Raw genomic sequence first — 24,899 nt, 5'->3', positions numbered from 1 at the left:
ATCACGAGCAGATGCCACCCCAAACCTATTCCCGGGACAGCCAGCCGCGCTGGCTGTTTCCTTTTGTAGCAACCGTCATACTCGTTCTGAGCGTGCTGCCGCTCGCCCGGCTGGCGGCAACGGGCATCTCTTCGGCCCTGAAAGGAGAAGCAGGCCGGCTGCTTGCCGACCCCGCGCTCTGGGAGGCGACGCTGAACACGCTGACGACATCCCTCCTCGGAATGATCGCAGCGGTCACCCTCGGCGGCAGCTTCGCCGTCCTGCTGACGCTGTTCGACGTTCGGGGCAGGGGCGCTCTCGGTTTTCTCTTCATGCTGCCGATGATGATCCCGCCACAGGTGACGGCGCTTTCCTGGATCGGGCTGACGGGACCGTCGAGCACGCTTCTGAAGGCAATCGGCATGGCGCCGCCGCTCGGCAGCCCGCAGCCGCTCTATTCGATCGGCGGCATCGCGCTCCTGTTCGGGGTGCAGCATGCGCCGCTCGTCTACCTGGCGATGCGTGCCGGACTGCTGGCGCTTCCGAAGGAAGGCGTGGAGGCGGCGCGGTTGTCCGGGGCCTCTTCCTGGCGCGTGCTGCTGGATATCGTCCTGCCGCTCGCAGTTCCCGGGCTCGTCGCCGGGGCGGCGATCGCCTTCGTCTCCGGGGTGGGCAATTTCGGAATACCGGCAATCCTCGGCATTCCGGCTTCCATCTACACTCTGCCGACGCTCATCTATTCGAAGTTCGCAAGCTTCGGTCCGACGACCTTCTCCGACATCTCCATCATTTCCGCGCTGATCACGCTTCTGGCCGTCGCAGGATTGTCGGTGGAGGCGCGGGTGCTGCGCGGTCGCGACTTCCGCACCATCGGCCACTCCGGCCAGGCCGCGCTCTTCACCCTCGGGCGCTTCCGGTGGATTGCCGAACTGCTGCTGTGGGGCCTGACCTGCGTCATCCTGGTCCTGCCGTTCCTGGCGCTCCTGGCAAGCTCACTGGCGCCAGCCTACGGGGTGCCGCTGACGCCGGAAACGGCGACCCTGCATGCTTACGAGGAGGTCCTGTTCCGGCAATCGGTGACGCGCACGGCATTTGCGAACTCGATCTCGCTGGCGTTCGCAAGCGCGCTCGGGCTGCTGCTGATCTCCGTCCTGCTCGGCTACTACATCGTGCAGACGCGGAGCCGGCTGGCCGGCTTCATCGCCGCGCTGGCGGAGATTCCGTATGCGCTTCCGGGTATCGTGCTGGCCGTCGCCTTCATCCTGTTGTTCGCCGCTCCGCTGCCCGTGGTCGGCATCTCGATCTACGGCACGGTCTGGATCATCCTCATCGCCTATCTGTCGAGCTTCCTGGCTGTCAGCCTGAAGCCGGTGGTCAGCGCCTACCGGCAGCTCGACCCGTCGCTGGAGGAGGCCGCCCGTCTTGCCGGGGCCGGATTCTCCCGACGGATGCGAGACGTGATGGTGCCGCTGATCGCGCCTGCCGCGGGTTCCTCGGTCATCCTGGTCTTCCTGATCGCCTGCAACGAACTGACGGTGTCGGCGCTCCTCTGGTCCGCCGGGACCCAGACGCTCGGGGTGGCAATCTACAATCTCGACGACAGCGGCAGCTTCGACCTCGCTGCAGCCCTATCGGTGCTCGTCGTGGCAATGGTGGTGGTCCTCATGCTTGCTCTTGAACTGATGGCGCGGCGCCTGCCGGTGGGAGCCCTGCCATGGCGCCGCTGATCCTCAACAGCCTCGAGAAGCGTTTCGCCAGTGCAGCTCCTGCGGTGCGCGATCTTTCGCTTACCGTCCAGCAAGGCCGTTTCCTGGCTCTTCTCGGACCGTCCGGCTGCGGCAAGACGACGGTGCTGCGGATGATCGCGGGGTTCGAGCAGCCGACCGACGGTTCGATCCTGCTCGGCGAGCGGCTGCTCGCCGATGCGGCGACCATGCTGCCGCCGGAGCGGCGCAACATGGCGATGGTGTTCCAGTCCTACGCACTCTGGCCGCACATGACGGTGGCGGAGAACGTCGGCTATCCGCTGACGGTGAGAGGCGTGGGGAAGGACAGGGCGCGGCAGAAGGTCCGCGAGGCGCTTTCGGCGGTCCGTCTGGAGGCCTATGCGGACCGGCGCCCGGCCGCACTTTCCGGTGGGCAAAGACAACGCGTTGCGCTCGCCCGCTGCCTCGTGACCGAGCCCGACGTGGTGCTGCTCGACGAACCGCTTGCCAATCTCGACCGGCATCTGCGGCAGGAGATGGAGGAAACGTTCCGGGAATTCCACTCCCGCTCCGGTGCGACGATGATCTATGTGACGCACGACCAGAGCGAGGCGATGGCGCTGGCGACGGATGTCGCGGTCATGTCCGAAGGCCGGCTGCTGCAGGTGGCGCCGCCCGAGGTCATCTATGCGCGACCGGAGGGCCGGATCGTGGGTGGACTGGTGGGGCAGGGCTCCATCCTGTCGGTGCGGATGCCTGCGGAGGAGGCGGTGCGGCATCTCGATTGGCCACGCCTTCGCGACGCGCTGCTTCATTGCAACGTCGCTGCGCCTCGATCGGACGTCCTCGTCCGGCCGCAGGATGTCATCCTCGATGGCTCCGGCATCGCGGCGGCCGTCATGTCCTCCTTCTTCGAGGGGGAGCGGTATGCCCTGCGGCTGCAGCTTGCCGACGGACAGCCGCTGCGGGCCTTTTCGCGGCAGGCCGTCCGGGAGGGCGAGACGGTAAGGGTGGTGCTCCAGTCCGGGTGGCGGTTGTAAGGCCCCTCCACAGCGGGCATAACGGCAGCCTGTCCTTCAGGAATTTGCGCATGTCCGTCCGCCTCGCGACCTTCAACATCGAGAACCTGATCACGCGGTTCGACTTCTCCGGTTTCCGCAACCACTTGCGGAGGGATCGCGTGATGCGTCTCTACGACGTCGACAGCAAGGAGCTCTACGAGCAGATGGAGCAGGCGCGCGTGGTCGCGTCGACGGACGACACGCGCCAGATGTCGGCACTCGCAATCGCCGATGCGGATGCCGACATCCTCTGCCTGCAGGAGGTCGACAACATGCCGGCGCTGCACGCCTTCGAGTACGGATATCTGTTCCGCATGGTCGGGCATGGCTACATGCAGAAGTACCTGGTGGAGGGTAACGATACCCGTGGGATCGACGTCGCGGTGCTCATGCGCGAGACGACGCGTCACGGGCAGCCGATCGAGCTCGTCGACATCCGCAGCAATGCGATGCTGACCTATGCGGACCTCGATCTGTTTACCGACGAACTGGCCGCCTACGAAAAGCCCCATGACAAGGTCTTCAAGCGCGACTGCCTCGAGCTCGACCTGAAGATCGGCGGCCGGCCCCTGACGCTCTACGTCGTCCACTTCAAATCCATGGGCAATGGGCGCGAGCCGGGCGACGGCCGGACCAGCACCATGCCCGTGCGCGAGGCAGAGGCGAGGGCGGTGCGGAAGATCATCGAGGACCGGTTCGGGGCGGATCGTGCTGCGAGCAAGAACTTCGCCATCTGCGGTGACATGAACGACTACCAGGAAAAGGTCGTCGTCACCGGCAGCCGGCGTCTCGGCCACCATTTCGCGCATGTGCGGGAAGAAAGGAGCGCGCTGGATGTGTTCTCGACGGATGGCTTTGCGGTGAACCCGGTCGAACGGCGTCCCGAGATGGATCGCTGGACGCTCTATCATGCCCGTGGCCCGCAGGAGCAACATCTCTGCCAGCTCGACTACATCTGGCTTTCGCCGGCGCTTGCCGCCCGCAATGCGACGGTGATCCCGGACATCGTTCGCGGCGGCCAGCCATACCGCACGCCGTTTCCGCCGGGCCAGGAGGTCGAGCGTTTCCCGCGCATCGGCTGGGACCGGCCGAAGGCGTCGGATCACTGTCCCGTGGTGATGGAACTGAACATATAAGCTCCCGGCAAAACCGTGCGAAGGTTCCGGGTTTATGGGTTGCGTCCGGCATGGCGGTCAGGCAGGTTGCGGACGGAGGCATTCATTCAGGAGGGACGATGGCGCGCCGCTACGGGATCTATGACGTCTTCACGGACCAGGTGCTGGCGGGAAATCCGCTGGCGGTCATCTTCGATGGCGATGGGCTGGACGACGAGACGATGCAAGCCGTCGCCCGCGAGATGAACCTTTCAGAGACCGTGTTCGTGCAGCCGGCGGTGAAGCCCGCACATGCGGCCCGGCTGCGCATATTCACTCCTGCGCGCGAGCTTCCGTTCGCGGGGCATCCGACCGTCGGAACGGCCGTGGCGCTTGCGGAGCTCCAGCAGGCGGGAGAGGGAGACGCCGACATCGTCTGCGTGCTGGAGGAGACGGTCGGGCCGGTGCGTTGCGCCGTGAGGCTGCGGGAGCGCTCCGCCAGCTTCGCCGAATTCGATCTTCCGAAGACGCCGATCAGCATCCAGCTGCCGCTCGACGTGCAAGGTATTGCCGAAGCACTGAGCCTGCATCCGAAAAGCATCGGCCTGGAGAACCACCGGGTATCCATCTGGAGCGCAGGTGTTCCCTTCGTGGTGATTCCAGTCCATGGCCTTTCGGACGTCGAGGCGATCGACTTCGATCCGGCGCTCTGGGAAAAGGTTGCACCCTTCGTGGAGGGCGGCCTCGCATCGGCCTTTGTCTACTGCCGCGGCGGTGTTCACCATCAGGCGAAATTCCATGCGCGGATGTTCTCCGCGGATATGGGAATTGTGGAAGATCCCGCGACGGGCTCGGCGGTTGCCGCACTTGCCGGAGCGATCCACCATTTCGACGCACTTCCGGACGGGCACCATCCGCTCCTGGTGGAGCAGGGCGTGGAGATGGGCCGGCCGTCCTACATCCATCTTCATGTGGATGTAAAAGATGGCCGGATCGCGAGAGCGAGGATCGGAGGGCAGGCGGTGCGGCTGGCCCGAGGTACGCTTGAACTCTGATTTTGCCTGGATGCGGGAGCCGCGACAGGCGAAATCGCGGCGCACAAATTATTTTGGCTGAAGCGCTGGACAAGCGGTTCGTTCCACTTTATACGCGCTCACACACCGGCGGCGCACGGGTTGCGGCGGTCGGATTTCGGGTGATTAGCTCAGTTGGTAGAGCAGCTGACTCTTAATCAGCGGGTCGTAGGTTCGAGCCCTACATCACCCACCAAACATCCCAATCAACCAAGTCGTTAGCCGGGTTTGCTGATACGCTGCTTGAGGCGTCGTTCGGTGCGTTCGCTGCTGGCCGGCATCCCTTGCGGAGCGCGTCCCGCAAAGCGGAACGGGCCAAGCTTTGCAGCCGTGGCCCGTCTGTGGCTGGCTGCCGCCTTAGTGGAGGATCTGGCTGAGGAAGAGCTTCGTGCGCTCGTGCTGCGGGTTGTCGAAGAACTCCGCCGGCTCGTTCTGCTCGACGATCTGCCCCTGGTCCATGAAGATGACCCGGTTGGCGACCTGGCGGGCGAAACCCATCTCGTGGGTGACGCAGACCATCGTCATGCCTTCCTCCGCCAGGCTCACCATCGTGTCCAGAACCTCCTTGATCATCTCCGGATCGAGCGCTGAGGTCGGCTCGTCGAAGAGCATGATCTTGGGGCTCATGCAGAGCGAGCGGGCGATCGCCACGCGCTGCTGCTGGCCGCCGGAGAGCTGGCCGGGATACTTGTGCGCCTGTTCGGGGATCTTCACCCGCTCCAGGTAGTGCATGGCGATCTCCTCGGCCTTCCTCTTCGGCATCTTGCGCACCCAGATCGGCGCTAGCGTGCAATTCTCCAGGATGGTGAGATGCGGGAAGAGGTTGAAGTGCTGGAACACCATGCCGACTTCGCGGCGCACCTCGTCGATCTTCTTGAGGTCGTTGGTGAGTTCGATGCCATCAACGACGATGCGGCCCGACTGGTGCTCTTCCAGGCGGTTGATGCAGCGGATCATCGTGGACTTGCCGGAGCCGGACGGTCCGGCGACGACGATGCGTTCGCCTGCCATGACGCGCAGGTTGATGTCGCGAAGCACGTGAAAGTCGCCGTACCACTTGTTCATGGCAATGATGTCGATGGCGACATCGGTGGCGGAGACGGAAAGCTTGTTGGGTCGGGCGTCAGCCATTGTTTTCCCCTTGTCTTATCGTTTGTGGCCAGTGTCGAGATGGCGCTCCATGAAGGCGGAGTAGCGCGACATGCCGAAGCAGAACAGCCAGAATATGAAGCCCGCGAAGATCAGGCCTGTGCTCGGCGTGATCGGCGTGATCCATCGCGTGTCGGTGAAGTTCAACTGAACGATCCCAAGCAGGTCGAACATGCCGATGATCGACACCAGAGAGGTGTCCTTGAACAGGCCGATGAAGGTGTTGACGATGCCCGGGATCACCAGCTTCAGCGCCTGCGGCATGATGATGAGCCGGGTCTTCTGCCAATAACTCAGGCCGAGCGAATCGGCGCCTTCGTACTGGCCCTTCGGGATCGCCTGCAGGCCGCCGCGCACGACTTCCGCCATGTAGGCGGAGGCGAACAGCGCAACGCCTACGAGTGCTCGCAGGAAGTTGTCGATCGTCCAGCCGGTCGGCAGGAAGAGCGGCAGCATGACGTTGGCCATGAAGAGGACCGTAATCAGCGGGACGCCGCGTATGACCTCGATGAAGGTCACGCAGATCACCCGGATGACCGGTAGATGCGATCGTCGGCCGAGTGCGAGCAGGATGCCGATCGGCAGGGACACCGCAATGCCGACGAACGACAGGATGAGGGTGACCATCAGACCGCCCCAGAGCGGCGTCTCTACCCGTTGCAGGCCGAAGACACCGCCGTGCAGCAGGAAGAAAGCGACAATTGGGAAGATGACGAACAGAACGAGCGCGTTCCATCCCTTGTAGGGTAGTCGCGGCATCAGCATGGGGGCCAGAACGGCAGCGAAGAGCACGGCTACCAGGGTGGGGCGCCAACGTTCGTCGATCGGGTAGCGGCCAAACATGAACTGTTCGAAGCGCTCGCTGACGAAAGCCCAGCATGCGCCACTCCAGCCATCCGGCTGGACGCCGCCCTGGGCGAGCGTGAGGCAGGCGGTTCGGTCAGATCCGCTCCAGACGGCATCGAAGAAAAGCCAGTTCAGCATGTCCGGAACAGTCCAGACAAGCAGGGCGATCGCAAGGATCGTCAGAAGGGTATCCTTTGGTGTCGCGAAGAGATTGCCGCGGATCCAGCCAAACGCGCTTCTTTCGCCGGCGGGGGCAGGGTGGGGAGCGAGGAGTTCGGTGCGGACAAAGCCGAGAGAGTTCGTGCTCATCGCTTACCTTTCCACCAGCGCCATCTTGGCGTTGAACCAGTTCATGAAGATCGACGTCACGATGCTGATGCTGAGATAGACGGCCAGCCAGATCGAAACGACCTCGATCGCCTGACCGGTCTGATTCATGGTCGTTCCGCCCGTTGCCACGAGTTCAGGGAAACCGATGGCGATACCGAGCGAGGAGTTCTTGGTCAGGTTGAGATATTGGCTCGTGAGCGGCGGAATGATGATCCGCATTGCCTGCGGCATGACGACCAGCCTCGTCGTTGTCGATGGCTGCAGCCCGAGCGCAGAGGCAGCTTCTGTCTGGCCCTTTGGCACGCCCTTGATGCCGGCTCGGAAGATCTCCGCGATGAATGACGCGGTATAGAAGGCGAGAGCCAGGTAAAGCGCAACGAATTCTGGCGCGATCACGCTGCCGCCGGTGAGGTTGAAGCGGCCTGCGATGGGATAATCGAATGTCAGCGGCATTCCGGCGAGGACAAAGGCAAACAATGGCAGCCCGACGATCAATCCGATGGCGACCCAGACGGTGTGGAATGGTTTTCCTGTGGCGGCCTGACGAGCCTTGGCCCATCGCGCGATGACAAGAGCGGCAATGACTGCGACCACAAGGGCAATGGGGATCAGGATGGCGCTATCTCCCCATATAGGCCGGGGGAACGCCAAACCGCGATTGTTGAGAAACATGCTGAATGGCAGCTCCAGAGAATCGCGTACCTGTGGTAGTGCGCCGAGGACTCCCTTGTAGAAGAAGAAGATGACGAGCAGGACGGGGATGTTGCGGAACACTTCGACATAGACCGTGCAAAGCCTGGCAATCAGCCAGTTCCGCGACAGGCGTCCGATGCCGATCACAAAGCCGATGATCGTCGCGGTTACGATTCCCACCGAGGCGACGAGCAGCGTATTCAGGAAGCCGACGAAAATGGCCCTGCCATAGGTGGAATCGCTGGTATAGGGGATCAGCGACTGGCCGATATCAAATCCGGCGCGACCCCTCAGGAACTGGTAACCGGAAGCGGTGTTGGAACGCGCCAGGTTTTCGGTCGTGTTGTCAAATATCCACCAGCCCACCAAGACGGTGATGACGAGAGTGAGCGCCTGGAAAAACAGCCCGCGAAACTTCGGATCGTAGATATATGAAGCCAACGATCGTTCAGCGGGCGGCGCAGCGATAGCGTGATCGGTCATGCCGGCCTATTCCCCTTTGACCCTTTTCGGGTTTTCTTTTGTTATGTGGCAGAAGGGATGAGGCGAAACCGCCTCATCCGGAGTTCGATCGCTGATCAGCGGATCGGCATTGCGTACTGAAGGCCGCCCTTGGTCCACAGAGCGTTCAGGCCGCGCTCGATTTTGAGCGGCGTGTTGGCGCCGATGTTACGCTCGAACACCTCGCCGTAATTGCCCACGTGCTTGATAATGTTGTACGCCCAATCATTGCCGAGACCGAGATCGGTGCCGATCTTGGAATCTGCTTCAACACCAAGGAGACGACGGATTTCCGGGTTCTCGGAGTTCTTCATCTCGTCGACGTTCGCCTGGGTGATGCCGAATTCCTCCGCCTGTACGAGCGCGTAATGCGTCCAGGATACGATGTCGAACCACTGGTCATCACCTTGGCGGACTGCCGGGCCGAGCGGCTCCTTGGAGATGATCTCCGGCAGGACCATGTGATCGTCCGGGTTGGAAAGCGACAGACGGATCGAATAGAGGCCCGACTGGTCCGTCGTGTAGACGTCGCAACGGCCTTCCTGGTATGCGGCATTCACTTCCGGCAGCTTTTCGAAGACGACCGGATTGTACTGAAGGTTGTTGGCCTTGAAGTAATCGGCCAGGTTCAGTTCGGTCGTGGTTCCCGACTGAACGCAAACCGCGGCGCCGGACAGTTCAAGAGCCGATTTCACGTTGAGCGACTTCGGAACCATGAAGCCCTGACCGTCATAGTAGTTGACGATACGGAAATTGAGGCCCAGCGCCGTGTCGCGGTTGATGGTCCAGGTCGTGTTGCGGAACATCACGTCGCCTTCACCCGACTGCAGCGCCGTGAAGCGTGTCTGTGCCGTGGTCGGCGTGAACTTGACCTTGGACGGATCATTGAAGATGGCAGCGGCAATGGCGCGGCAGTAGTCGACGTCGAAACCGGTCCAGTTCCCCGACGCATCCGGCGCAGAGAAGCCTGCAAGTCCGGTGTTGACCACGCATTGCAGGAAACCCTTCGCCTTGACATCATCAAGCGTGGCAGCCGATGCAGCCGAGGCAGCGCCCAGGACTGCTGCGCCAATCGTGGCTGACAGTAGCGTCTTTCTCATTTTCCCAACCTTTATCTTTTGGTTTTTCTGATCTCGTCACGCTGCAGTTCGCTAACCGATCACAACACGACGTCCCGCCAACCTCCCGGATGCGGGAGCGCTATCACAGTCGCAAACGTCAGCACGGTCAAGCCTGCGGTGCCTAAATTGTGTCCGAAAAGAGTCAAATGTCCTTAATCTGCCTATTTGCGGATCATGCTGCCAATCTTTGAGCTCCGGATGCTGAAAGACTCGGCGTCCGCTCACGGATGGTCGCCGGCAGGCGAGGCATCAGACCCGCGGGGTTGACCGTTCCCGCCTCAATGGGCAACATCCGGCCTCCTTCCAGAAGAGAGCTTCCCCCGCATGAAGAAAAAGGCCCCCTTGTCCGCCGATGCCGGCGTCAACACACGCCTCGCGCATATTGGGCATGATCCGTTCAGCTACCACGGGTTCGTCAATCCGCCTGTCGTCCACGCATCGACGGTGCTTTTTCCAAACTGCCGGGCGATGGAGACGCGGAGCCAGAAATATACCTACGGCACGCGCGGAACACCGACGACGGATGCATTGTGCGAGGCGCTGGACGAGCTGGAGGGATCGGCCGGCACGATCGTCGTGCCATCCGGGCTGGCGGCGATCTCCGTCCCCTTCCTGGCCTTCCTGTCGGCCGGCGACCATGCCCTCATTGTCGACTCCGTCTATGCGCCATGCCGGCTGTTCTGCAACGCGATGCTGCAGCGCCTGGGCGTCGAGATCGAGTATTACGATCCGGAGATCGGCGGGGGGATAGAGAGCCTGATCAAGCCGAACACGAAGCTGGTTCACACGGAAGCGCCGGGCTCCAACACGATGGAGATGCAGGACATCCGGGCGATCTCCGAGGCAGCCCACCGGCATGGCTGCGTGGTGACCATGGACAACACCTGGGCGACACCGCTCTACTTCCGGCCGCTCGATTTCGGCGTCGACATTTCCATCCACGCGACCACCAAATATCCGTCGGGCCATTCTGACGTCCTGATGGGATCGGTCTCGGCGAATGCCACCTATTGGCCGCAACTGAAGGAAACCGCGATCACCATGGGGATCTGCGGCTCCCCGGACGATTCCTATCAGATCCTGCGGGGACTGAGGACCATGGGTGTGCGCCTGGAACACCATCAGCGCAGCGCGCTGGAGATCGCCCGCTGGCTAGAGAGCCGGGACGACGTTGCGCGCGTGCTGCACCCGGCCTTGCCGAGCTTTCCCGGACACGAGATCTGGAAGCGCGACTTCAAGGGGGCGAGCGGCGTCTTCTCCTTCGTGCTCAAGGCCGGTGATGATCCGGTCCGGTTCAAGGCCAAGGCGCACGCGTTGCTGGACACGCTTTCGCTGTTCGGGCTCGGCTATTCCTGGGGCGGCTACGAAAGCCTGGCCGTGCCGGTGAACCTGTCCGACCGGACCATCCGCAAGGCGCCGGAGGACGGGCCGGTCATTCGCCTGCAGATCGGGCTCGAAGATGTCGCGGACCTGAAGAAGGACCTGGAAGCAGGCTTCGCGGCCGCAGCGGCGGCCTGACGTCAGGAAGCACGATAGCCGTAGAGCCAGTCCAGATCCGCCGCGAGGGATCGCGGCGGCTTCAGCGCCAGCACGAGATCCCGGCCGATCCGGATGGGGCCGCGGGCATGGTAGGCGAAACGGTTGAAGGCACCGCGGGAGCGCACGCGGGCGGCCCTTGCCTTCCGTTCTGCCTCGAAATCCGACAAGGCCCTCGGCAGGGAGGGGGCACGGTGGACCTTTTCGGCCAGCAGGAAGGCATCCTCGATCGCCATGGCTGCTCCCTGTGCTGCGAACGGCATCATGGCGTGGGCGGCATCGCCGATCAGAACGACGTCCTTGCCGTTCTGCCACCGTCCGGTGGATGCCTGGTAGAGCGGCCAGAAAGTCGCTGCGTCCGTATCTGCAAGCAGGCGGGATATGCGGCTGTCCCACGCACTGAACTGCGTGACCAGCATGCGATGCTGCGCCTCGCTTGCCTTGGCATCCCACATCTGTCCGGCGCCGATGCCGGATGCGATGGCAACCAGGTTGATGCTGTCGTTGTCTTTCAGAGGATAGGCGACCAAGTGAGTGGACGGACCAAGAAACGCGGTTACCTGGTCGAGCGGCAGCCAGTCAGGGGCGCCAGCCTGGGGTATCGTGAAACGCCACGCAACGTTTCCGGAAAATCCGGGGAGCGGGCTTCCGGAAACCTCGGCACGAATATTCGACCAGACGCCGTCGGCGCCGACGATGAGGTCGTAGCCCATCCCGCCCGCGTGACGGAGGGTCTCTCGAATATCCGGGCGGATCGGATGATCGAGATATATGCTGCAAATCGAGTTCGCCTCGACGGCCTCAATCAGCGTCTTTTGGAGCGTCGCCCGGTGAAGCACTCCGTAGGGCGCTCCCCACCGCTCGCGGGCGAACGGCCCGACCGGAACATGGGCGATCTGCCGAAGCGACGTGCCGGACACCAGCGCGATCCGCTCCGGCTCGGTCCATACGGCCTCGAGCGCCGGGAGCACGTCCAGGTCGGCGAGGATCCGCGAGGCATTGGGCGATATCTGGAGGCCAGCGCCGACTTCCGTCAGTTCCCGCGCTTCTTCGAAGATGTCGCATGCGATACCGCGCCGGGCAAAGGAAAGCGCGGTGGTCAGTCCCGCTATGCCGGCCCCGACGATCGCGGCCTTTTCAACAGGCATGAGTTACGCCCGGCGTGTCAGGCGGCCTTCACGTGAAAGACGCAGCCGGGCGGATCCGTCTGCTCCGCCTTGAGCGCCGGGTTGTAGCGGTACAAGGTCGAGCAATAGGAGCATACCTTCTCGCTGTCGTCGCCCATGTCGATGTAGATGTGCGGGTGGTCGAACGGAACCGAGGCACCGGTGCACATGAACTCCTTGACGCCGATCTGGATCAGCCGATGGCCGCCGTCGTTCTGGAAATGGGGGATGCTGTGACCAGCCATGGTCGTCTCCGAATTGCTTGTTTGTTTGGCGGCGGACATTATCTGCCCCGGTCGCGAATGTGTAGGGGAAAAAAAGGTCGCATGAGGTGGAAAGTCCGCAAGCGGCGGTTTACATCCGCCTCCATCCGGCAGTGACCTCAAGGCTCTCCCATGAATCTCAATGCTCCCTCCTTCTCCTCCTTCCGGCATGACGGCCTGGACCTCCATTATCTGGACGAGGGAGACCCGGCGGGCGATCCGGTGCTCCTCATCCACGGCTTCGCATCCAGCGCGCTGGTGAACTGGGTCCATCCCGGCTGGGTGAAGACGCTGGGCGAGGCCGGCTACCGCGTGATCGCAATCGACAATCGCGGCCACGGCCAGAGCGGCAAGCCGCGCGATCCCGAAGCCTACAGGCCGTCGGTAATGGCCGAAGACGCGGCCGCGCTCCTCGACCACCTGCGCATCCCGGAAGCTCACGTCATGGGCTATTCCATGGGAGCCCGCATCTCCGTGTTTCTGGCGCTGGCTCATCCGCACCGGGTCCGATCGCTCGTTCTCGGCGGACTCGGCAGCGGGATGACCGACGGGGTAGGGGATTGGGATCCGATCGCCGATGCGCTTCTGGCGCCCTCCCTCGATGAGGTGGATCATGAACGCGGCCGGATGTTCCGGGCGTTTGCTGACCAGACGCGGAGCGACCGGGAAGCGCTGGCCGCCTGCATCCGTGGTTCGCGGGATCTAGTGTCTGAAGCCGACATGGGTCGGATCGAGGCTCCGACCCTGATCGGGGTCGGCACCAAGGACGATATCGCCGGCTCGCCCCACAGGCTTGCGGCGCTGATGTCGAACGCCAGGGCCCTCGACATCCCCGGCCGCGACCACATGCTGGCCGTCGGCGACAAGGTGTTCAAGAAAGCCGTGCTGGAATTCTATTCGCAGTTCCGGCCCGAGCTTCACCATGGCTGAACCCAGGATCAAAGAAATGCGATTTCATCGCCATTGGTGTTCCTGTAGCGTTCATTCTATATAATAGACGGCGAGAGAAACGAGGAGACGGCCATGGCCGCGAGAACCGAGATCCGTCCGAAGGAACCAGTCGCAACCATGGACCCCATCTGGGACACGATGCGCCAGGAGGCGAGGGCCGCGGCCGACAGCGATCCGCTTCTAGCGGCGTTCCTGTATTCAACCGTCCTCAACCACACTTCGCTTGAAGACAGCGTCATCCATAGGATCTGCGAACGTTTGGACCATCCCGACCTCCAGGCGGTGCTGCTTCGCCAGACATTCGCGGAGATGCTGAACGAGTGGGCGGAATGGGGCAGCATCCTGAGGGTCGATATCCAGGCGGTCTATGACCGTGATCCCGCCTGCCTGCGCTTTCTGGAGCCGGTCCTCTACTTCAAGGGTTTCCACGCGATCCAGACGCATCGCCTGGCGCACTGGCTTCTGGCCCGTGGCAGGCGCGACTTTGCCCTCTACCTGCAGAGCCGGGCATCGAGCGTCTTCCAGACGGACATCAATCCCGCCGCCCGGATCGGCAGGGGAATCTTCCTCGACCACGCCACGGGGCTTGTGGTCGGGGAAACGGCGGTGATCGGCGACAACGTCTCCATCCTTCACGGCGTGACCCTCGGCGGCACGGGCAAGGAAGGGGCGGACCGGCATCCGAAGATCGGCAACGGCGTGCTGATCGGCGCCGGCGCGAAGATCCTCGGCAACATCGAGATCGGCTCGTGCTCGCGCATCGCCGCCGGGTCGGTGGTGCTGAAGCCGGTGCCGGCCATGAAGACGGTCGCAGGCGTCCCCGCCAAGGTGGTGGGCGAGGCCGGCTGCTCCGAGCCTGCCCGTCTGATGGACCAGTTGCTGACGTCCGACGAATGAACCGTCCGGCCTGAACGGCGCCGGTGTGCGAAAGAGGCCGGCGTTCCGTTGCCTGCCTTTACTTTGCCCTTGATGCCATGCCACAAGCGCCGCGAACCGAACCGCTGACGGAGAAGACATCGTGAAAGCAGACGAAATCAAGAAGCTCGACGGCTATTTCAAGCGGACGTTCAACCCGCAGATGACGGTCAAGGCGCGGCCCCGCAAGGACGATTCGGCCGAAGTCTATCTCGGGGAAGAGTTCCTCGGCGTCGTTTACGTCGACGACGAGGACGGCGACCGTTCCTATAATTTCTCCATGGCCATCCTGGACGTGGATCTCTGATCCGGCCACGCCGGCTGTATACTTTGTGCGCCGCACAAAAATCCTTGACTCCCGCATCCGCCGGTCATTTTATGAGCAGGTCCGAATGAACAAGGGGCACTGCTATGTTCAATTTTGATGATGCCAGCAGGAAAAGCAGCGAAGTCATGGAGGAGATGCTGAAGAGCTATTCCGAGATGGCCAAGGGTTTTCAGACGATTGCCACCGAGGCGGGAGACTATTCCCGCCGCTCCTTTCAGGACATGACGAGCTTCATGGAGTCGCTCATGTCCGCACGTGGTCTGGAGGACGCCTACCAGTTGCAGGCGGATTACATGAAGTCTTCCTACGATGCGTTCGTGGCGGAAGCGGGGAAGCTGAGCGAGCTATATGCGGATCTGGCGAAGTCTGCCTACGCGTCGAAAGCGCGGGTGCCGACCGGCAGTTCGACCGCGGTGGTCGCGGCCGAGGCGGCGTAGCTGCACAGCCATATGGGATCGGCACGGCCGGTGATGGCAACGTCACCGGCTTTTTGATTCCGCGGCGGGTAAAACATCTGCGGGAATAGGGCTGCCGTCCGCGAATAGTGATTGCGCAGGAGCGAAGGGGGCTTAAAATCGCCGCCCAATGAACTAAGTTAGTACGATCTGATGTCCGCCGCCCGAGCCGATGGATCGATCGCCGGATGATTGGGGAATGAATGGAAATGATCGCACGGCCGATCTTGATGCAAGATGACAAAAGCGGCGACGGGGACAACGCAAATCGCGGCACGTCCGTCATCACCCGCACGAAGCCGAAGACGAAGAAACCGAACCTGTACCGCGTATTGCTGCTGAATGATGACTACACCCCGATGGAGTTCGTCATCCACATCCTGGAGCGCTTCTTCCAGAAGGATCGCGAAGCAGCCACGCGGATCATGCTCCACGTCCATAACCATGGCGTGGGGGAATGCGGAATCTACACGTACGAGGTTGCGGAAACGAAGGTGAGCCAGGTCATGGATTTCGCCCGGCAGCACCAGCATCCGCTCCAGTGCGTGATGGAAAAGAAGTGAGGAGCCCACGTGCCAACTTTTTCGCCTAGTCTTGAAAAGGCGCTACACCAGGCACTGACCTATGCGAACGAGCGGCATCATGAATATGCCACGCTCGAGCACCTGCTTCTGGCATTGATCGACGATGCCGATGCAGCAGCGGTCATGGGTGCTTGTAACGTCAACCTCGATGCCCTGCGCAAGACCGTGACAGACTATGTCGACAACGAGCTCGCCAACCTTATCACCGGTTACGACGAGGATTCCAAGCCGACCTCGGGCTTCCAGCGCGTCATCCAGCGCGCGGTGATCCACGTCCAGTCCTCCGGCCGGGAAGAAGTCACGGGCGCCAACGTGCTCGTGGCGATCTTCGCCGAGCGGGAAAGCCATGCCGCCTTCTTCCTCCAGGAACAGGAGATGACCCGCTACGACGCGGTCAACTACATCTCGCACGGGATCGGCAAGCGTCCCGGCTCGTCCACCGTGCGTCCGCCACGCGGCGCAGAAGAGAGCGATGCCGATGCCAAGCCTTCCCGCGAGCAGGACGAGGGTCCCGGCAAGAAGCCGGCGGAGGCCTTGAAGGCCTACTGCGTCAACCTCAACGAAAAGGCGAAGGACGGGCGGATCGATCCGCTGATCGGCCGCCACTCGGAGGTCAATCGGACAATCCAGGTGCTCTGCCGCCGCTCCAAGAACAACCCGCTCTACGTGGGTGATCCCGGCGTGGGCAAGACAGCGATCGCCGAAGGTCTCGCCAAGCGCATCGTCGAGGGCAAGGTGCCCGAGGCGCTTGCGGATGCCACAATCTTCTCGCTCGACATGGGCACGCTGCTGGCTGGAACCCGCTACCGCGGCGATTTCGAGGAGCGCCTGAAGCAGGTGGTGAAGGAGCTCGAGGAGTATCCCGGAGCCGTGCTTTTCATCGACGAGATCCATACCGTCATCGGCGCCGGCGCCACCTCCGGCGGTGCGATGGATGCGTCCAACCTGCTGAAGCCGGCACTGTCCTCGGGCGCGATCCGCTGCATCGGGTCGACCACCTACAAGGAGTATCGCCAGTTCTTCGAGAAGGACCGGGCGCTCGTCCGCCGTTTCCAGAAGATCGACGTCAACGAACCGTCGGTCGAGGATGCGATCGAGATCATGAAGGGGCTGAAGCCTTATTTCGAGGAGTACCACAAGCTCCGCTACACGAACGAGGCGATCAAGTCCGCTGTCGAACTGTCGGCCCGCTACATCTCCGACCGCAAGCTGCCGGACAAGGCGATCGACGTGATCGACGAGACGGGGGCGGCGCAGATGCTGTTACCGGCCTCCAAGCGGCGGAAGCTGATCACCGAGAAGGAGATCGAGGCGACAATCGCGACCATGGCCCGAATCCCGCCGAAGACCGTTTCGAAGGACGACGAGATGGTTCTCGCCAACCTGGAGAAGGAGCTTCGTTCGGTCGTCTACGGCCAGGACAAGGCGATCGAGGCCCTGTCGACCTCCATCAAGCTTGCTCGCGCCGGCCTGCGCGAGCCGAACAAGCCGATCGGCGCCTACGTCTTCTCCGGGCCGACGGGTGTCGGCAAGACGGAGGTTGCCAAGCAGTTGGCATCGTCGCTCGGCGTGGAACTGCTACGGTTCGACATGTCGGAATACATGGAGCGGCACACGGTCTCGCGTCTGCTCGGCGCACCTCCCGGCTATGTCGGATTCGACCAGGGCGGCCTGCTGACCGACAGCGTCGATCAGCATCCGCACAGCGTGGTCCTGCTCGACGAGATCGAGAAGGCGCATCCGGACATCTTCAACATCCTGTTGCAGGTGATGGACCATGGATCGCTGACTGACCACAACGGCAAGAAGATCGACTTCCGTAACGTCATCCTGATCATGACGACCAATGCGGGTGCTTCGGAAATGGCCAAGGCCGCGATTGGCTTCGGTTCGTCAAAGCGCACCGGCGAAGACGAGGAGGCGCTGAACCGTCTATTTACGCCGGAATTCCGCAACCGTCTCGACGCGACGATTCCCTTTGCGCCGCTGCCCACCGAGGTCATCCATCAGGTCGTGCAGAAGTTCGTCATGCAGTTGGAGACGCAGCTTTCCGAGCGGAACGTCACCTTCGACCTGCAGCCGGATGCGATCGCCTGGCTGGCCGAGAAGGGCTATGACGAGCGGATGGGGGCACGGCCGCTGGCACGTGTCATCCAGGAGCACATCAAGAAGCCGCTTGCCAACGAAATCCTGTTCGGCAAGCTGCGCAAGGGCGGCGTGGTTCACGTAACGGTCGGCAAGCAGGAAGACGGCACCGACGGCCTGATCCTGGAGTGCATACCGGAAGCCGTGCCGGTGAAGCCGAAGCCGGAAGCCGAAGTCGAAGAGGCTTCGGAAGAGGCTGGCGCAAAAGCGAAGAAGGCGCGTCCGAAGAAGACCAAGGACAGGGATGATGGCGAAACGGGCCGGCCGATGGCTGAAGCTGACGTGACGGCCTCCGAGGAGGCACCGAAGACGCCGCCTCGCAAGGGCAGCATTGTGCCACGCGTGCCGAAGTCGAAGTAATCCCACCACCAGAACAGCAATGCCGGGTCCAGAGCCCGGCATTGTCATTCCTGCGGCACAGCCCGCTTTGCCTTCGGTTCCTCATGTCTCCAAGCAGTGATATCCAGCCTGCCTTCTTCTGGTTTCTTTCCGGGATGAGGGGCATCACCTCGCTACCTGCGCTGATCCTGATGACCTCCTTCGTCGGCTTCAGTGCGTTTGCCTTCGAGTCCGGCATCAGCCGTGGCGAAGCGATCTTCATGACCATTTCGATCTGGGCGCTTCCGGCCAAGATGATCCTGGTCGGGATGATGGCGGGTGGTGCCCACATCGCCGCTTGCTTCGCCGCCGTCACACTCTCATCGATCCGCCTGATGCCGATGGTCGCTTCGCTCGTGCCGGAGATGCGGACCAGCCGTACGCCGGCCTGGCTGCTTCTGTTTCTGTCGCACTTCATTGCCATTACTGCTTGGGTCTTCGCGACGCAGCGCCTCAAGGACGTGCCACGGGAGCACCGGGCGATCTTCTTTGCCGGTTTCGGCATCACGCTGACGCTGACCAATACCCTGATCGTCGCGGTCTGCTACGGCATCGTCGAAGGTTTCCCGCCGCTCGTGTCGGGGGCGCTCTTCATGCTCACCCCGGTCTATTTCCTCGCCTCGATCTGGGCGACGGCTCGCCAGGCCGTGGTGAAACTGGCCTTCATCATCGGCGTGGCAGCCGGACCGCTCATGGCGGTGATCTCACCTGGTTTCGATGTCCTCTATGCCGGGATCGGCGGCGGGACGGCTGCCTATCTGATCGACCGGATCTGGATCCGGGGACGTAAACGGGAGCCGCAGACAGGGGAACAACATGGGCGGTGAGTGGTGGCCCTATGTCGTGATCGCCGTTGCGGGGTGGCTGGCGACGGATATCTGGCGCTGGCTCGGCGTCCTGGCGGGCAACAGGCTGGACGAAGACTCCGAGGCGCTGCACTGGGTGAGGGCGGTAGCCACTGCCCTGGTCATGGCCGTGACTGCCAAGCTCATCGTCTTCCCCACCGGAACGCTTGCCGAATCCCCGCTCTGGCTGCGACTGCTCGCTGCCGGGATAGGGTTTGCTGCATTCCTCGTCGCGGGCCAGCGGATCGGCGTTGCAGTCGTCACCTCGACTGTAGTCCTGGGGCTTGGCCTTTACTGGCTTGGCTTCTAGCGCTACCCAACATGCCACTCCATACCATGCCTCACCGATACGGGATCCCCATGACAGACAGAAGCCTTCCCTCAGCAGAACCCGCCGACGCGGCCGAGCGCCGGTCGAGAAAGCCCGTAGTGGTTTATCCGAACGGGACGCTGGCAGCGCCGGACCTGGATCGGCTGGGAAAGGCCCGGGAGACGCTGGAGAAGATCGACGAGGTGATCGTGCCGCCGCGTGACGGGCGCACATTTACGGTGCCGAAGGGGTATTTCTTCCGTGTCGTCAGCGTTGACGGCCCGCAGGTGGGGGATCTCAACCTCTGGAATGCCAACGACCTCAACGAGCGGTTCTTCAGCGGCAAGACGCGGGCGCTGCATGCGACACACGTGTCCGTCGGTGACCGGCTCTGGAGCACGCTGCCATCGCTGCGGCCGATGGCGACCATCACCCACGATACGCTCGCTTGGTATGGCTGGGACGATGATGGTGCAGGCGTGCATGACGTCATCGGCACGCGCTGCGATCCCTACACGAACCGGCTCTTGGGCGGCGGCGACTATCACAACTGCTGCCATTCCAACCTTTGCCGCGCGCTGTCTTCTGCCCGGGGAATGTCGTTCAAGGAGGCGGAACCGCATGTCCACGACGTCCTGAACGTCTTCATGTGCACCGGCTTCACGAAGGACACGCACCAGTACTTCATGAAGGCGAGCCCAGTGCGGCCGGGGGACTATTTGGAGTTCTTCGCGGAGATCGACCTGCTGGGTGCTCTCTCCGCTTGCCCGGGAGGAGAGTGCGGCAACTCGCATTCCAGCGATGCCGCCGCCTGCTATCCGCTGAAGGTGGAGGTGTTCCGGCCGGACATGGACCTCTTGTCGGGCTGGCCGTTTCCGCGCCGGAACGGCTATGTGAGCCCGGTCTGACATCCGTGCAATGAGAAAGGGAGGCTGACCTGCCTCTCTTCTGGTTTGCGAGCATGCCTACAGGACGGCCCTGATCTTCTCGGCATCAGCCTTCAGGATGTCACCATCTTCCATCTTGCCAGAATGCGGCCTGAGCGGCTCGCCTTCGCGGCGCGGGATGACGTGGAAGTGCAGGTGATAGACCGTCTGACCGGCGGCAGGCTCGTTGAACTGGGCGATGAAGATACCGTCGGCATCAAAGGCTTCCTTTGCCGCCTTCGCGAGCTTCTGGACAACCGGGATCGTCTTCGAAAGAGCAACGGGGTCCGCATCGAGGAGGTTGCGGGAGGGTGATTTCGGCACGACCAGCAGATGGCCGGGCGCCTGGGGCATCACGTCCATGAAGGCGAGGGTGTCTTCGTCCTCATAAACCTTGTGGCAGGGGATCTCGCCACGGAGGATCTTGGCGAAGATATTGTTGTCGTCATAGGCCGGGCCACTCATTGGCATTCCTCTCCTTCGTCTATTCGTCGTTCTTGCTGCTGCCGCTCGTCCTTGCGAAAGGGGCTGTGGGCTTCGAGATATTCGCCGACATGCTCCACCTCCAGCCGCTCGCGCTCGAGGTAGTCGGCCACGGCCCGCCTCAGGCCCGGATGGGCGATGTAGTGGGCGGAATGCGTCGTCACCGGCAGGTATCCGCGTGCCAGCTTGTGTTGGCCCTGCGCGCCGGCCTCGACCCGTTTCAGCCCCTTCGCCAGCGCGAAGTCGATAGCCTGATGGTAGCAGACCTCGAAATGCAGGAAAGGATGGTCCTCGACGCAGCCCCAGTGGCGGCCGTAGAGCGTGTCGCCGCCGATGAAGTTAATGGCCCCGGCTATGTAGCGGCCGCCGCGTCTCGCCATGACCAGCAGGATGTCGTCCGCCATGCGCTCGCCGATCAGGGAATAGAAGCTGCGGGTGAGGTAGGGGCGGCCCCACTTGCGGCTGCCGGTGTCCATGTAGAAGGCGAAGAACTGGTCCCAGATGTCTTCGGTAAGGTCGCTGCCGGTCAGCCAGTCGATGGCGATGCCGTTCTCCAGAGCGGCTCGCCGTTCCTTTTTCAGGGCTTTCCGCTTGCGCGAGGCGAGCGTTTCGAGAAAGGCATCGTGGTCGGCATAACCTGCGTTGATGAAGTGGAATTGCTGGTCGGTGCGGTGGAGGTAGCCCGCCTCCTCGAGGAAGGGCAGTTCCTCCTTCGGCAGGAAGGTGACATGGGCGGATGAGACGCCGAGCTGCTGTGTCACCTGCCGGAGACCTGCGGCAAGCGTGGCCCGGACGGCTTCCTCATCCGCGCCCTCGGTGACCAGAAGACGAGGCCCCGTCGCCGGTGTGAAGGGAATGCTGCATTGGATCTTGGGATAGTAGCGACCGCCCGCACGTTCGAAGGCGTCAGCCCATCCGTGGTCGAAGACGTATTCCCCCTGGCTGTGGCTTTTCAGGTAGCCGGGGATGGCACCCAGCAGCGCCCCGTCCGCATCTTCCAGCAGCATGTGGTGCCCAAGCCATCCGGTCCTGGCGGTGGCGGATCCGGACTCTTCCATGGCGGAGAGGTAGGCATGCGACAGAAACGGATTGTAGATGCCGGGCCCGGACTTCGACGCCCCGGAAAGCCGCGCCCAGCGCTCCGGCTGGATCGCGGCAAAGCTCTTCTCGATGCGGATGGAAAGCGGTTCGGTCATCCTAGGCGGAAGCGGTCTCCCGTGGGTCGAAGCCCTCGAAGGTCATCTGGTCCGCATGAGTATAGGTATGCCTGCGGGCGTTTTCATCCCTGACGGTCCAGGTAATCACCGGAATGCCGGATTGTCGCCGGCCGGTGACGAAGCTGTTGGGCAGGTGGCCGTGGTGATAGGAGATGAAGTCGAGGCCCAGATGCATCGCGTCATCATGACGGAACAGATCCTCCGGTTTCATGCCTTCGGCCGTCAATCCGACAGGGTAGGGAGAGCCGGCGTTCTTGAGGTCCTTGAGGCTGTGGTGGTCGAAGCTCATCAGCGCGACCTTCCCCTCGTAGCCCTCCAGCGCCTCCAGCACTGCCTCCGCGAAGCCGTCGTCCTCGCCGGCGCGGCCCTTGATCTCGATGACCAGCGGAACCTTGCCGGCCACCAGCTTCAGCATCTGCTTGAGGGTCGGGATCCGGTCGGCGGTGCCGCCAACGGCCAACATGCCGAGCTCTGCAGAGGTGCGTTCGCGCACATCGCCCTTGATGCCGCAGAGGCGTTCGAGGTCATGGTCGTGGAAGACCACCGGCACGCTGTCGGCGGCAAGTTGGACATCGCATTCGATGGCGAAGCTGGCCTCGGCGGCACGGGAGAAGGCGGAAAGCGTGTTTTCCCATACGGTTTTGTTCATGTCGTGGTAGCCGCGATGGGCCACGGGCACGTCCCTGATCCAGTCGGCGGTGCTCATGCTTCGATCTCTATGATGGCGTCGATTTCCACGGAGGCATTCAGCGGCAGAGCCGCCATGCCGACGGCTGCACGCGCATGCCTGCCGGCTTCGCCCAGGATTTCGGCGATGAGGTTGGAGGCGCCGTTGATGACGAGGTGCTGTTCCGTGAAATCGGGCGTGGAGGCGACGAAGCCGTTGAGCTTGAGGATACGGCGTACCCGTCCCAGATCGCCGCCGAGCGCCGCCTTTGCCTGGGCGAGGATGTTGACGGCGCACAATTCGGCCGCCCGCTGCGCGGCTGCGACATCGATATCGCGACCCACGAGACCGGTCACCGCAACTTTGCCGTTTTCGATCGGCAACTGTCCGGAGAGGTAGAGCGTGTTTCCGCTGATCGTATAGGGGACATAATTGGCCGCGGGGGCGGCCGCTACGGGCAGCGTGATCCCCTTCTCCCTGAGGCGGCTTTCTATGGCTTCGGACACGGGCGACTCCAGTTCTGTTGTAAACGTCTCGAAAATCCGGCATTCAAAGGCGATAGCCTCACTGAATGGCGTTCATATAACACCCTCGGTGAGTCCAACAGGAGATTGTGAATGATCAACCAGGGACGTGCGGCAATCCTCGCTTTCGGGCTTGCTGCCGGATCCGCAGCATCGGCTCCGGCCGGCGTGGAAGGGGCTGCAGTTCTTCTGCCGCATCGTGCCGTCTATGATCTGAAACTGAAGGACTCATCCGAGCGCTCCGGGATCGAGGGCATGAACGGCCGGATGGTCTACGAATTCACCGGCTCCGCCTGCACCGGCTTCACCACCAATTTCCGCTTCGTCACGCGCATCAATACGGGCGAAGAGACCCGCCTGACCGATCAGCAGACGACCACTTTCGAGGACATGCAGAGGGACGAGTTCCGCTTCGAGACGAAGTCCTTCACCGACGAGCAGATGGACAAGGAGGTGTCGGGGGAGGCGAGGGAGGACGATTCGAAGGTAAAGGTCGAGATCGAGCGTCCGGATCCCCGGGAGATCGAACTGGTCGCCAGCGCCTTTCCGACCGAGCATATGCTGGAGGTCATCAAGAACGCGAAAAGCGGGAAGCGCTTCTTCGAGACCCGGATCTTCGACGGTTCGGAGAACGGCGACCAGAGCATGATCACCAATACGGTCATTGGCCCGCAGCAGACGCCGCAGCAGGAGGCGGGGGACGACGCCGAAAGGGCAGGAGAATTCTCCCAGGCCGCCTACTGGCCCGTCACCATCGCCTATTTCAGCGAAGGGGCGGAGGGAGACGCCATGCCGGTCTACTCCATGTCCTTCAAGCTTTACGACAACGGCATCACCCGCGACCTCACCATGGACTACGGCGACTTCGTACTCAGCGGAAGCTTGTCGAAGCTGGAGGTTCTCGACAAGCCGGACTGCGATCAGAACCAGCGGCGGCCGTAAGCCTGCCGGGCGGCACAATCGAAGGGGAACAGCATGAGCCTCGAATTCCTTCTGACCTCGCTCGTCATCATCGCCTCGCCCGGCACCGGGGTCCTCTACACGCTGGCCGCCGGCCTCTCCCGCGGCGCCAGGGCCAGCATCGTCGCGGCCTTCGCCTGCACGCTCGGCATCGTGCCCCACATTGCCGCGGCCGTGACCGGCCTTGCGGCCGTGCTGCATGCCAGTGCGTTGGCCTTCGAGATCATCAAGTATCTCGGCGTCGCCTACCTGCTCTACATGGCATGGCGGACGATCATGGACCGCGGAACGCTTGCGGTCGACGAGGAGGCAACGCCGCGCACCGTACGCCAGACGGTTGTCGACGGAATCCTGCTCAACATCCTCAATCCGAAGCTCTCGATCTTCTTTTTCGCCTTCCTGCCGCAGTTCGTCAGCCCGGCCGAGGCGAACGCCCTGCCGATGATGCTGGTGCTGAGCGGCGCGTTCATGGCGCTCACCTTCGTCGTCTTCGCCGGCTATGGCGTGTTCGCCGCCGCCATGCGCCGGCATGTCATCTCCCGGCCGGGAGTGGTGAACTGGATGCGGCGCACATTTGCCGCCGCCTTCGTCGCCATGGGCGCAAAGTTGGCGCTCGCCGAACGCTGAGCGAGGGAAGAAGGCCTTGCCGTTCCACTCCGGGGCCGCTATTGCGGCGCCGGGGGATCGGATGGA

The 24,899-nt window shown here is 62.7% G+C and carries 26 protein-coding genes and 1 tRNA gene; 17 read left to right on the top strand and 10 right to left on the bottom strand.

Annotation, left to right across the window (positions count from 1 at the left end):
* The first annotated feature begins 11 nt into the window (after positions 1-11).
* The 5 genes from RTCK_RS01100 (at position 12) to RTCK_RS01080 (ending at position 5,109) form a co-directional block, all read left to right on the top strand.
* Positions 12-1,706 (top strand): ABC transporter permease, encoded by a 1,695-nt coding sequence (locus RTCK_RS01100; protein WP_142590947.1) that lies wholly within the window; start codon positions 12-14, stop codon positions 1,704-1,706.
* Complete coding sequence (locus RTCK_RS01095; RefSeq protein ID WP_142590945.1) at positions 1,694-2,725, top strand: ABC transporter ATP-binding protein; 1,032 nt, start codon at positions 1,694-1,696, stop codon at positions 2,723-2,725. Before RTCK_RS01100 ends, RTCK_RS01095 begins: the two co-directional genes overlap by 13 nt.
* Positions 2,726-2,775: 50 nt before the next feature.
* Positions 2,776-3,882: an endonuclease/exonuclease/phosphatase family protein gene (locus RTCK_RS01090; RefSeq protein WP_142590943.1), complete on the top strand. Its 1,107-nt coding sequence runs from the start codon at positions 2,776-2,778 to the stop codon at positions 3,880-3,882.
* 98 nt (positions 3,883-3,980) lie between these two features.
* The gene (locus RTCK_RS01085; protein ID WP_142590941.1) at positions 3,981-4,895 is read left to right on the top strand and encodes a PhzF family phenazine biosynthesis protein; all 915 of its coding nucleotides are present in this window, start codon (positions 3,981-3,983) and stop codon (positions 4,893-4,895) included.
* Between the two features lie 138 nt (positions 4,896-5,033).
* Positions 5,034-5,109 (top strand) — tRNA-Lys (locus RTCK_RS01080).
* Positions 5,110-5,270: 161 nt separating this feature from the next.
* Here the strand turns inward: RTCK_RS01080 and RTCK_RS01075 are convergent.
* The 4 genes from RTCK_RS01075 to RTCK_RS01060 form a co-directional block, all read right to left on the bottom strand.
* Complete coding sequence (locus RTCK_RS01075; RefSeq protein ID WP_142520342.1) at positions 5,271-6,044, bottom strand: amino acid ABC transporter ATP-binding protein; 774 nt, start codon at positions 6,042-6,044, stop codon at positions 5,271-5,273.
* A gap of 15 nt (positions 6,045-6,059) precedes the next feature.
* Positions 6,060-7,217, bottom strand: a complete 1,158-nt coding sequence (locus tag RTCK_RS01070; RefSeq protein WP_142590938.1) for an amino acid ABC transporter permease — start codon at positions 7,215-7,217, stop codon at positions 6,060-6,062.
* A gap of 3 nt (positions 7,218-7,220) precedes the next feature.
* The gene (locus RTCK_RS01065; protein WP_142590936.1) at positions 7,221-8,414 is read right to left on the bottom strand and encodes an amino acid ABC transporter permease; all 1,194 of its coding nucleotides are present in this window, start codon (positions 8,412-8,414) and stop codon (positions 7,221-7,223) included.
* A 95-nt stretch (positions 8,415-8,509) separates the two neighbouring features.
* The gene (locus tag RTCK_RS01060; RefSeq protein ID WP_142520345.1) at positions 8,510-9,532 is read right to left on the bottom strand and encodes an amino acid ABC transporter substrate-binding protein; all 1,023 of its coding nucleotides are present in this window, start codon (positions 9,530-9,532) and stop codon (positions 8,510-8,512) included.
* Between the two features lie 345 nt (positions 9,533-9,877).
* Here RTCK_RS01060 and RTCK_RS01055 point away from each other — a divergent pair, with 345 nt between their 5' ends.
* Positions 9,878-11,071, top strand: coding sequence for a cystathionine beta-lyase (locus RTCK_RS01055; protein WP_142590934.1), 1,194 nt, complete (start codon positions 9,878-9,880; stop codon positions 11,069-11,071).
* A gap of 2 nt (positions 11,072-11,073) precedes the next feature.
* On the opposite strand, the gene RTCK_RS01050 is transcribed toward RTCK_RS01055, so the two are convergent.
* Together RTCK_RS01050 and RTCK_RS01045 are read right to left on the bottom strand one after the other, a co-directional pair.
* Positions 11,074-12,237, bottom strand: a complete 1,164-nt coding sequence (locus tag RTCK_RS01050) for an FAD-dependent monooxygenase (protein WP_142590932.1) — start codon at positions 12,235-12,237, stop codon at positions 11,074-11,076.
* Between the two features lie 17 nt (positions 12,238-12,254).
* Positions 12,255-12,500 (bottom strand): zinc-finger domain-containing protein, encoded by a 246-nt coding sequence (locus tag RTCK_RS01045; protein ID WP_142520348.1) that lies wholly within the window; start codon positions 12,498-12,500, stop codon positions 12,255-12,257.
* A gap of 150 nt (positions 12,501-12,650) precedes the next feature.
* Between RTCK_RS01045 and RTCK_RS01040 the strand changes: the two genes are divergently transcribed.
* The 9 genes from RTCK_RS01040 to RTCK_RS01000 all read left to right on the top strand — a co-directional run bounded on the left by RTCK_RS01040 (position 12,651) and on the right by RTCK_RS01000 (position 20,337).
* Positions 12,651-13,448, top strand: coding sequence for an alpha/beta fold hydrolase (locus RTCK_RS01040; protein ID WP_142590930.1), 798 nt, complete (start codon positions 12,651-12,653; stop codon positions 13,446-13,448).
* 93 nt (positions 13,449-13,541) lie between these two features.
* Positions 13,542-14,366 carry a serine O-acetyltransferase gene (cysE, locus tag RTCK_RS01035; protein WP_142590928.1) on the top strand — a complete coding sequence of 275 codons (825 nt, stop codon included), beginning with the start codon at positions 13,542-13,544 and terminating at the stop codon, positions 14,364-14,366.
* A gap of 121 nt (positions 14,367-14,487) precedes the next feature.
* Positions 14,488-14,691 (top strand): DUF3126 family protein, encoded by a 204-nt coding sequence (locus tag RTCK_RS01030; RefSeq protein ID WP_142520351.1) that lies wholly within the window; start codon positions 14,488-14,490, stop codon positions 14,689-14,691.
* Positions 14,692-14,795: 104 nt separating this feature from the next.
* Positions 14,796-15,149, top strand: a complete 354-nt coding sequence (locus RTCK_RS01025; RefSeq protein WP_142520352.1) for a phasin family protein — start codon at positions 14,796-14,798, stop codon at positions 15,147-15,149.
* Between the two features lie 227 nt (positions 15,150-15,376).
* Complete coding sequence (gene clpS / locus RTCK_RS01020; protein ID WP_052642018.1) at positions 15,377-15,730, top strand: ATP-dependent Clp protease adapter ClpS; 354 nt, start codon at positions 15,377-15,379, stop codon at positions 15,728-15,730.
* Between the two features lie 9 nt (positions 15,731-15,739).
* Positions 15,740-18,256 carry an ATP-dependent Clp protease ATP-binding subunit ClpA gene (clpA, locus tag RTCK_RS01015; RefSeq protein WP_142590926.1) on the top strand — a complete coding sequence of 839 codons (2,517 nt, stop codon included), beginning with the start codon at positions 15,740-15,742 and terminating at the stop codon, positions 18,254-18,256.
* A gap of 83 nt (positions 18,257-18,339) precedes the next feature.
* Entirely contained in the window at positions 18,340-19,101 is a 762-nt protein-coding gene (locus tag RTCK_RS01010) for an AzlC family ABC transporter permease (protein ID WP_142520354.1), read from the top strand.
* Positions 19,091-19,429, top strand: coding sequence for an AzlD domain-containing protein (locus tag RTCK_RS01005; protein ID WP_142520355.1), 339 nt, complete (start codon positions 19,091-19,093; stop codon positions 19,427-19,429). Before RTCK_RS01010 ends, RTCK_RS01005 begins: the two co-directional genes overlap by 11 nt.
* 50 nt (positions 19,430-19,479) lie before the next feature.
* Complete coding sequence (locus RTCK_RS01000) at positions 19,480-20,337, top strand: urea carboxylase-associated family protein (RefSeq protein ID WP_142590924.1); 858 nt, start codon at positions 19,480-19,482, stop codon at positions 20,335-20,337.
* Positions 20,338-20,394: 57 nt separating this feature from the next.
* On the opposite strand, the gene RTCK_RS00995 is transcribed toward RTCK_RS01000, so the two are convergent.
* From RTCK_RS00995 to RTCK_RS00980, 4 genes are read right to left on the bottom strand one after another with little or no spacing between them, the layout of a single operon-like run.
* A complete protein-coding gene (locus RTCK_RS00995) occupies positions 20,395-20,820 on the bottom strand; it encodes an HIT family protein (RefSeq protein WP_142590921.1) in 426 nt (141 codons plus the stop codon).
* The gene (locus tag RTCK_RS00990) at positions 20,817-22,034 is read right to left on the bottom strand and encodes a GNAT family N-acetyltransferase (protein WP_142590919.1); all 1,218 of its coding nucleotides are present in this window, start codon (positions 22,032-22,034) and stop codon (positions 20,817-20,819) included. The genes RTCK_RS00995 and RTCK_RS00990 overlap by 4 nt, the downstream gene beginning before the upstream one ends.
* A 1-nt stretch (position 22,035) precedes the next feature.
* A complete protein-coding gene (locus RTCK_RS00985) occupies positions 22,036-22,761 on the bottom strand; it encodes a glycerophosphodiester phosphodiesterase (RefSeq protein WP_185927865.1) in 726 nt (241 codons plus the stop codon).
* Positions 22,758-23,228: a RidA family protein gene (locus RTCK_RS00980; RefSeq protein WP_142590917.1), complete on the bottom strand. Its 471-nt coding sequence runs from the start codon at positions 23,226-23,228 to the stop codon at positions 22,758-22,760. The genes RTCK_RS00985 and RTCK_RS00980 overlap by 4 nt, the downstream gene beginning before the upstream one ends.
* Before the next feature lie 111 nt (positions 23,229-23,339).
* Here RTCK_RS00980 and RTCK_RS00975 point away from each other — a divergent pair, with 111 nt between their 5' ends.
* Positions 23,340-24,188 (top strand): cell envelope integrity EipB family protein, encoded by an 849-nt coding sequence (locus RTCK_RS00975; RefSeq protein WP_142590915.1) that lies wholly within the window; start codon positions 23,340-23,342, stop codon positions 24,186-24,188.
* Between the two features lie 33 nt (positions 24,189-24,221).
* The gene (locus RTCK_RS00970) at positions 24,222-24,833 is read left to right on the top strand and encodes a LysE family translocator (RefSeq protein WP_142590913.1); all 612 of its coding nucleotides are present in this window, start codon (positions 24,222-24,224) and stop codon (positions 24,831-24,833) included.
* The last annotated feature ends 66 nt before the right edge of the window (positions 24,834-24,899 follow it).

Source organism: Pseudorhizobium endolithicum, assembly GCF_902153245.2.
GTDB classification, from domain to species: domain Bacteria; phylum Pseudomonadota; class Alphaproteobacteria; order Rhizobiales; family Rhizobiaceae; genus Neorhizobium; species Neorhizobium endolithicum.
This window is presented reverse-complemented; position numbering and strand designations above follow the sequence as displayed.

Excerpts from the sequence above, each read along its gene's own strand:
- RTCK_RS01100 (WP_142590947.1), top strand. The coding sequence starts at position 12 with ATGCCACCCCAAACCTATTCCCGGGACAGCCAGCCGCGCTGGCTGTTT.
- RTCK_RS01095 (WP_142590945.1), top strand. The coding sequence starts at position 1,694 with ATGGCGCCGCTGATCCTCAACAGCCTCGAGAAGCGTTTCGCCAGTGCA.
- RTCK_RS01090 (WP_142590943.1), top strand. The coding sequence starts at position 2,776 with ATGTCCGTCCGCCTCGCGACCTTCAACATCGAGAACCTGATCACGCGG.
- RTCK_RS01085 (WP_142590941.1), top strand. The coding sequence starts at position 3,981 with ATGGCGCGCCGCTACGGGATCTATGACGTCTTCACGGACCAGGTGCTG.
- RTCK_RS01075 (WP_142520342.1), bottom strand. The coding sequence starts at position 6,044 with ATGGCTGACGCCCGACCCAACAAGCTTTCCGTCTCCGCCACCGATGTC.
- RTCK_RS01070 (WP_142590938.1), bottom strand. The coding sequence starts at position 7,217 with ATGAGCACGAACTCTCTCGGCTTTGTCCGCACCGAACTCCTCGCTCCC.
- RTCK_RS01065 (WP_142590936.1), bottom strand. The coding sequence starts at position 8,414 with ATGACCGATCACGCTATCGCTGCGCCGCCCGCTGAACGATCGTTGGCT.
- RTCK_RS01060 (WP_142520345.1), bottom strand. The coding sequence starts at position 9,532 with ATGAGAAAGACGCTACTGTCAGCCACGATTGGCGCAGCAGTCCTGGGC.
- RTCK_RS01055 (WP_142590934.1), top strand. The coding sequence starts at position 9,878 with ATGAAGAAAAAGGCCCCCTTGTCCGCCGATGCCGGCGTCAACACACGC.
- RTCK_RS01050 (WP_142590932.1), bottom strand. The coding sequence starts at position 12,237 with ATGCCTGTTGAAAAGGCCGCGATCGTCGGGGCCGGCATAGCGGGACTG.
- RTCK_RS01045 (WP_142520348.1), bottom strand. The coding sequence starts at position 12,500 with ATGGCTGGTCACAGCATCCCCCATTTCCAGAACGACGGCGGCCATCGG.
- RTCK_RS01040 (WP_142590930.1), top strand. The coding sequence starts at position 12,651 with ATGAATCTCAATGCTCCCTCCTTCTCCTCCTTCCGGCATGACGGCCTG.
- cysE (WP_142590928.1), top strand. The coding sequence starts at position 13,542 with ATGGCCGCGAGAACCGAGATCCGTCCGAAGGAACCAGTCGCAACCATG.
- RTCK_RS01025 (WP_142520352.1), top strand. The coding sequence starts at position 14,796 with ATGTTCAATTTTGATGATGCCAGCAGGAAAAGCAGCGAAGTCATGGAG.
- clpS (WP_052642018.1), top strand. The coding sequence starts at position 15,377 with ATGATCGCACGGCCGATCTTGATGCAAGATGACAAAAGCGGCGACGGG.
- RTCK_RS01010 (WP_142520354.1), top strand. The coding sequence starts at position 18,340 with ATGTCTCCAAGCAGTGATATCCAGCCTGCCTTCTTCTGGTTTCTTTCC.
- RTCK_RS01005 (WP_142520355.1), top strand. The coding sequence starts at position 19,091 with ATGGGCGGTGAGTGGTGGCCCTATGTCGTGATCGCCGTTGCGGGGTGG.
- RTCK_RS01000 (WP_142590924.1), top strand. The coding sequence starts at position 19,480 with ATGACAGACAGAAGCCTTCCCTCAGCAGAACCCGCCGACGCGGCCGAG.
- RTCK_RS00995 (WP_142590921.1), bottom strand. The coding sequence starts at position 20,820 with ATGAGTGGCCCGGCCTATGACGACAACAATATCTTCGCCAAGATCCTC.
- RTCK_RS00990 (WP_142590919.1), bottom strand. The coding sequence starts at position 22,034 with ATGACCGAACCGCTTTCCATCCGCATCGAGAAGAGCTTTGCCGCGATC.
- RTCK_RS00985 (WP_185927865.1), bottom strand. The coding sequence starts at position 22,761 with ATGAGCACCGCCGACTGGATCAGGGACGTGCCCGTGGCCCATCGCGGC.
- RTCK_RS00975 (WP_142590915.1), top strand. The coding sequence starts at position 23,340 with ATGATCAACCAGGGACGTGCGGCAATCCTCGCTTTCGGGCTTGCTGCC.
- RTCK_RS00970 (WP_142590913.1), top strand. The coding sequence starts at position 24,222 with ATGAGCCTCGAATTCCTTCTGACCTCGCTCGTCATCATCGCCTCGCCC.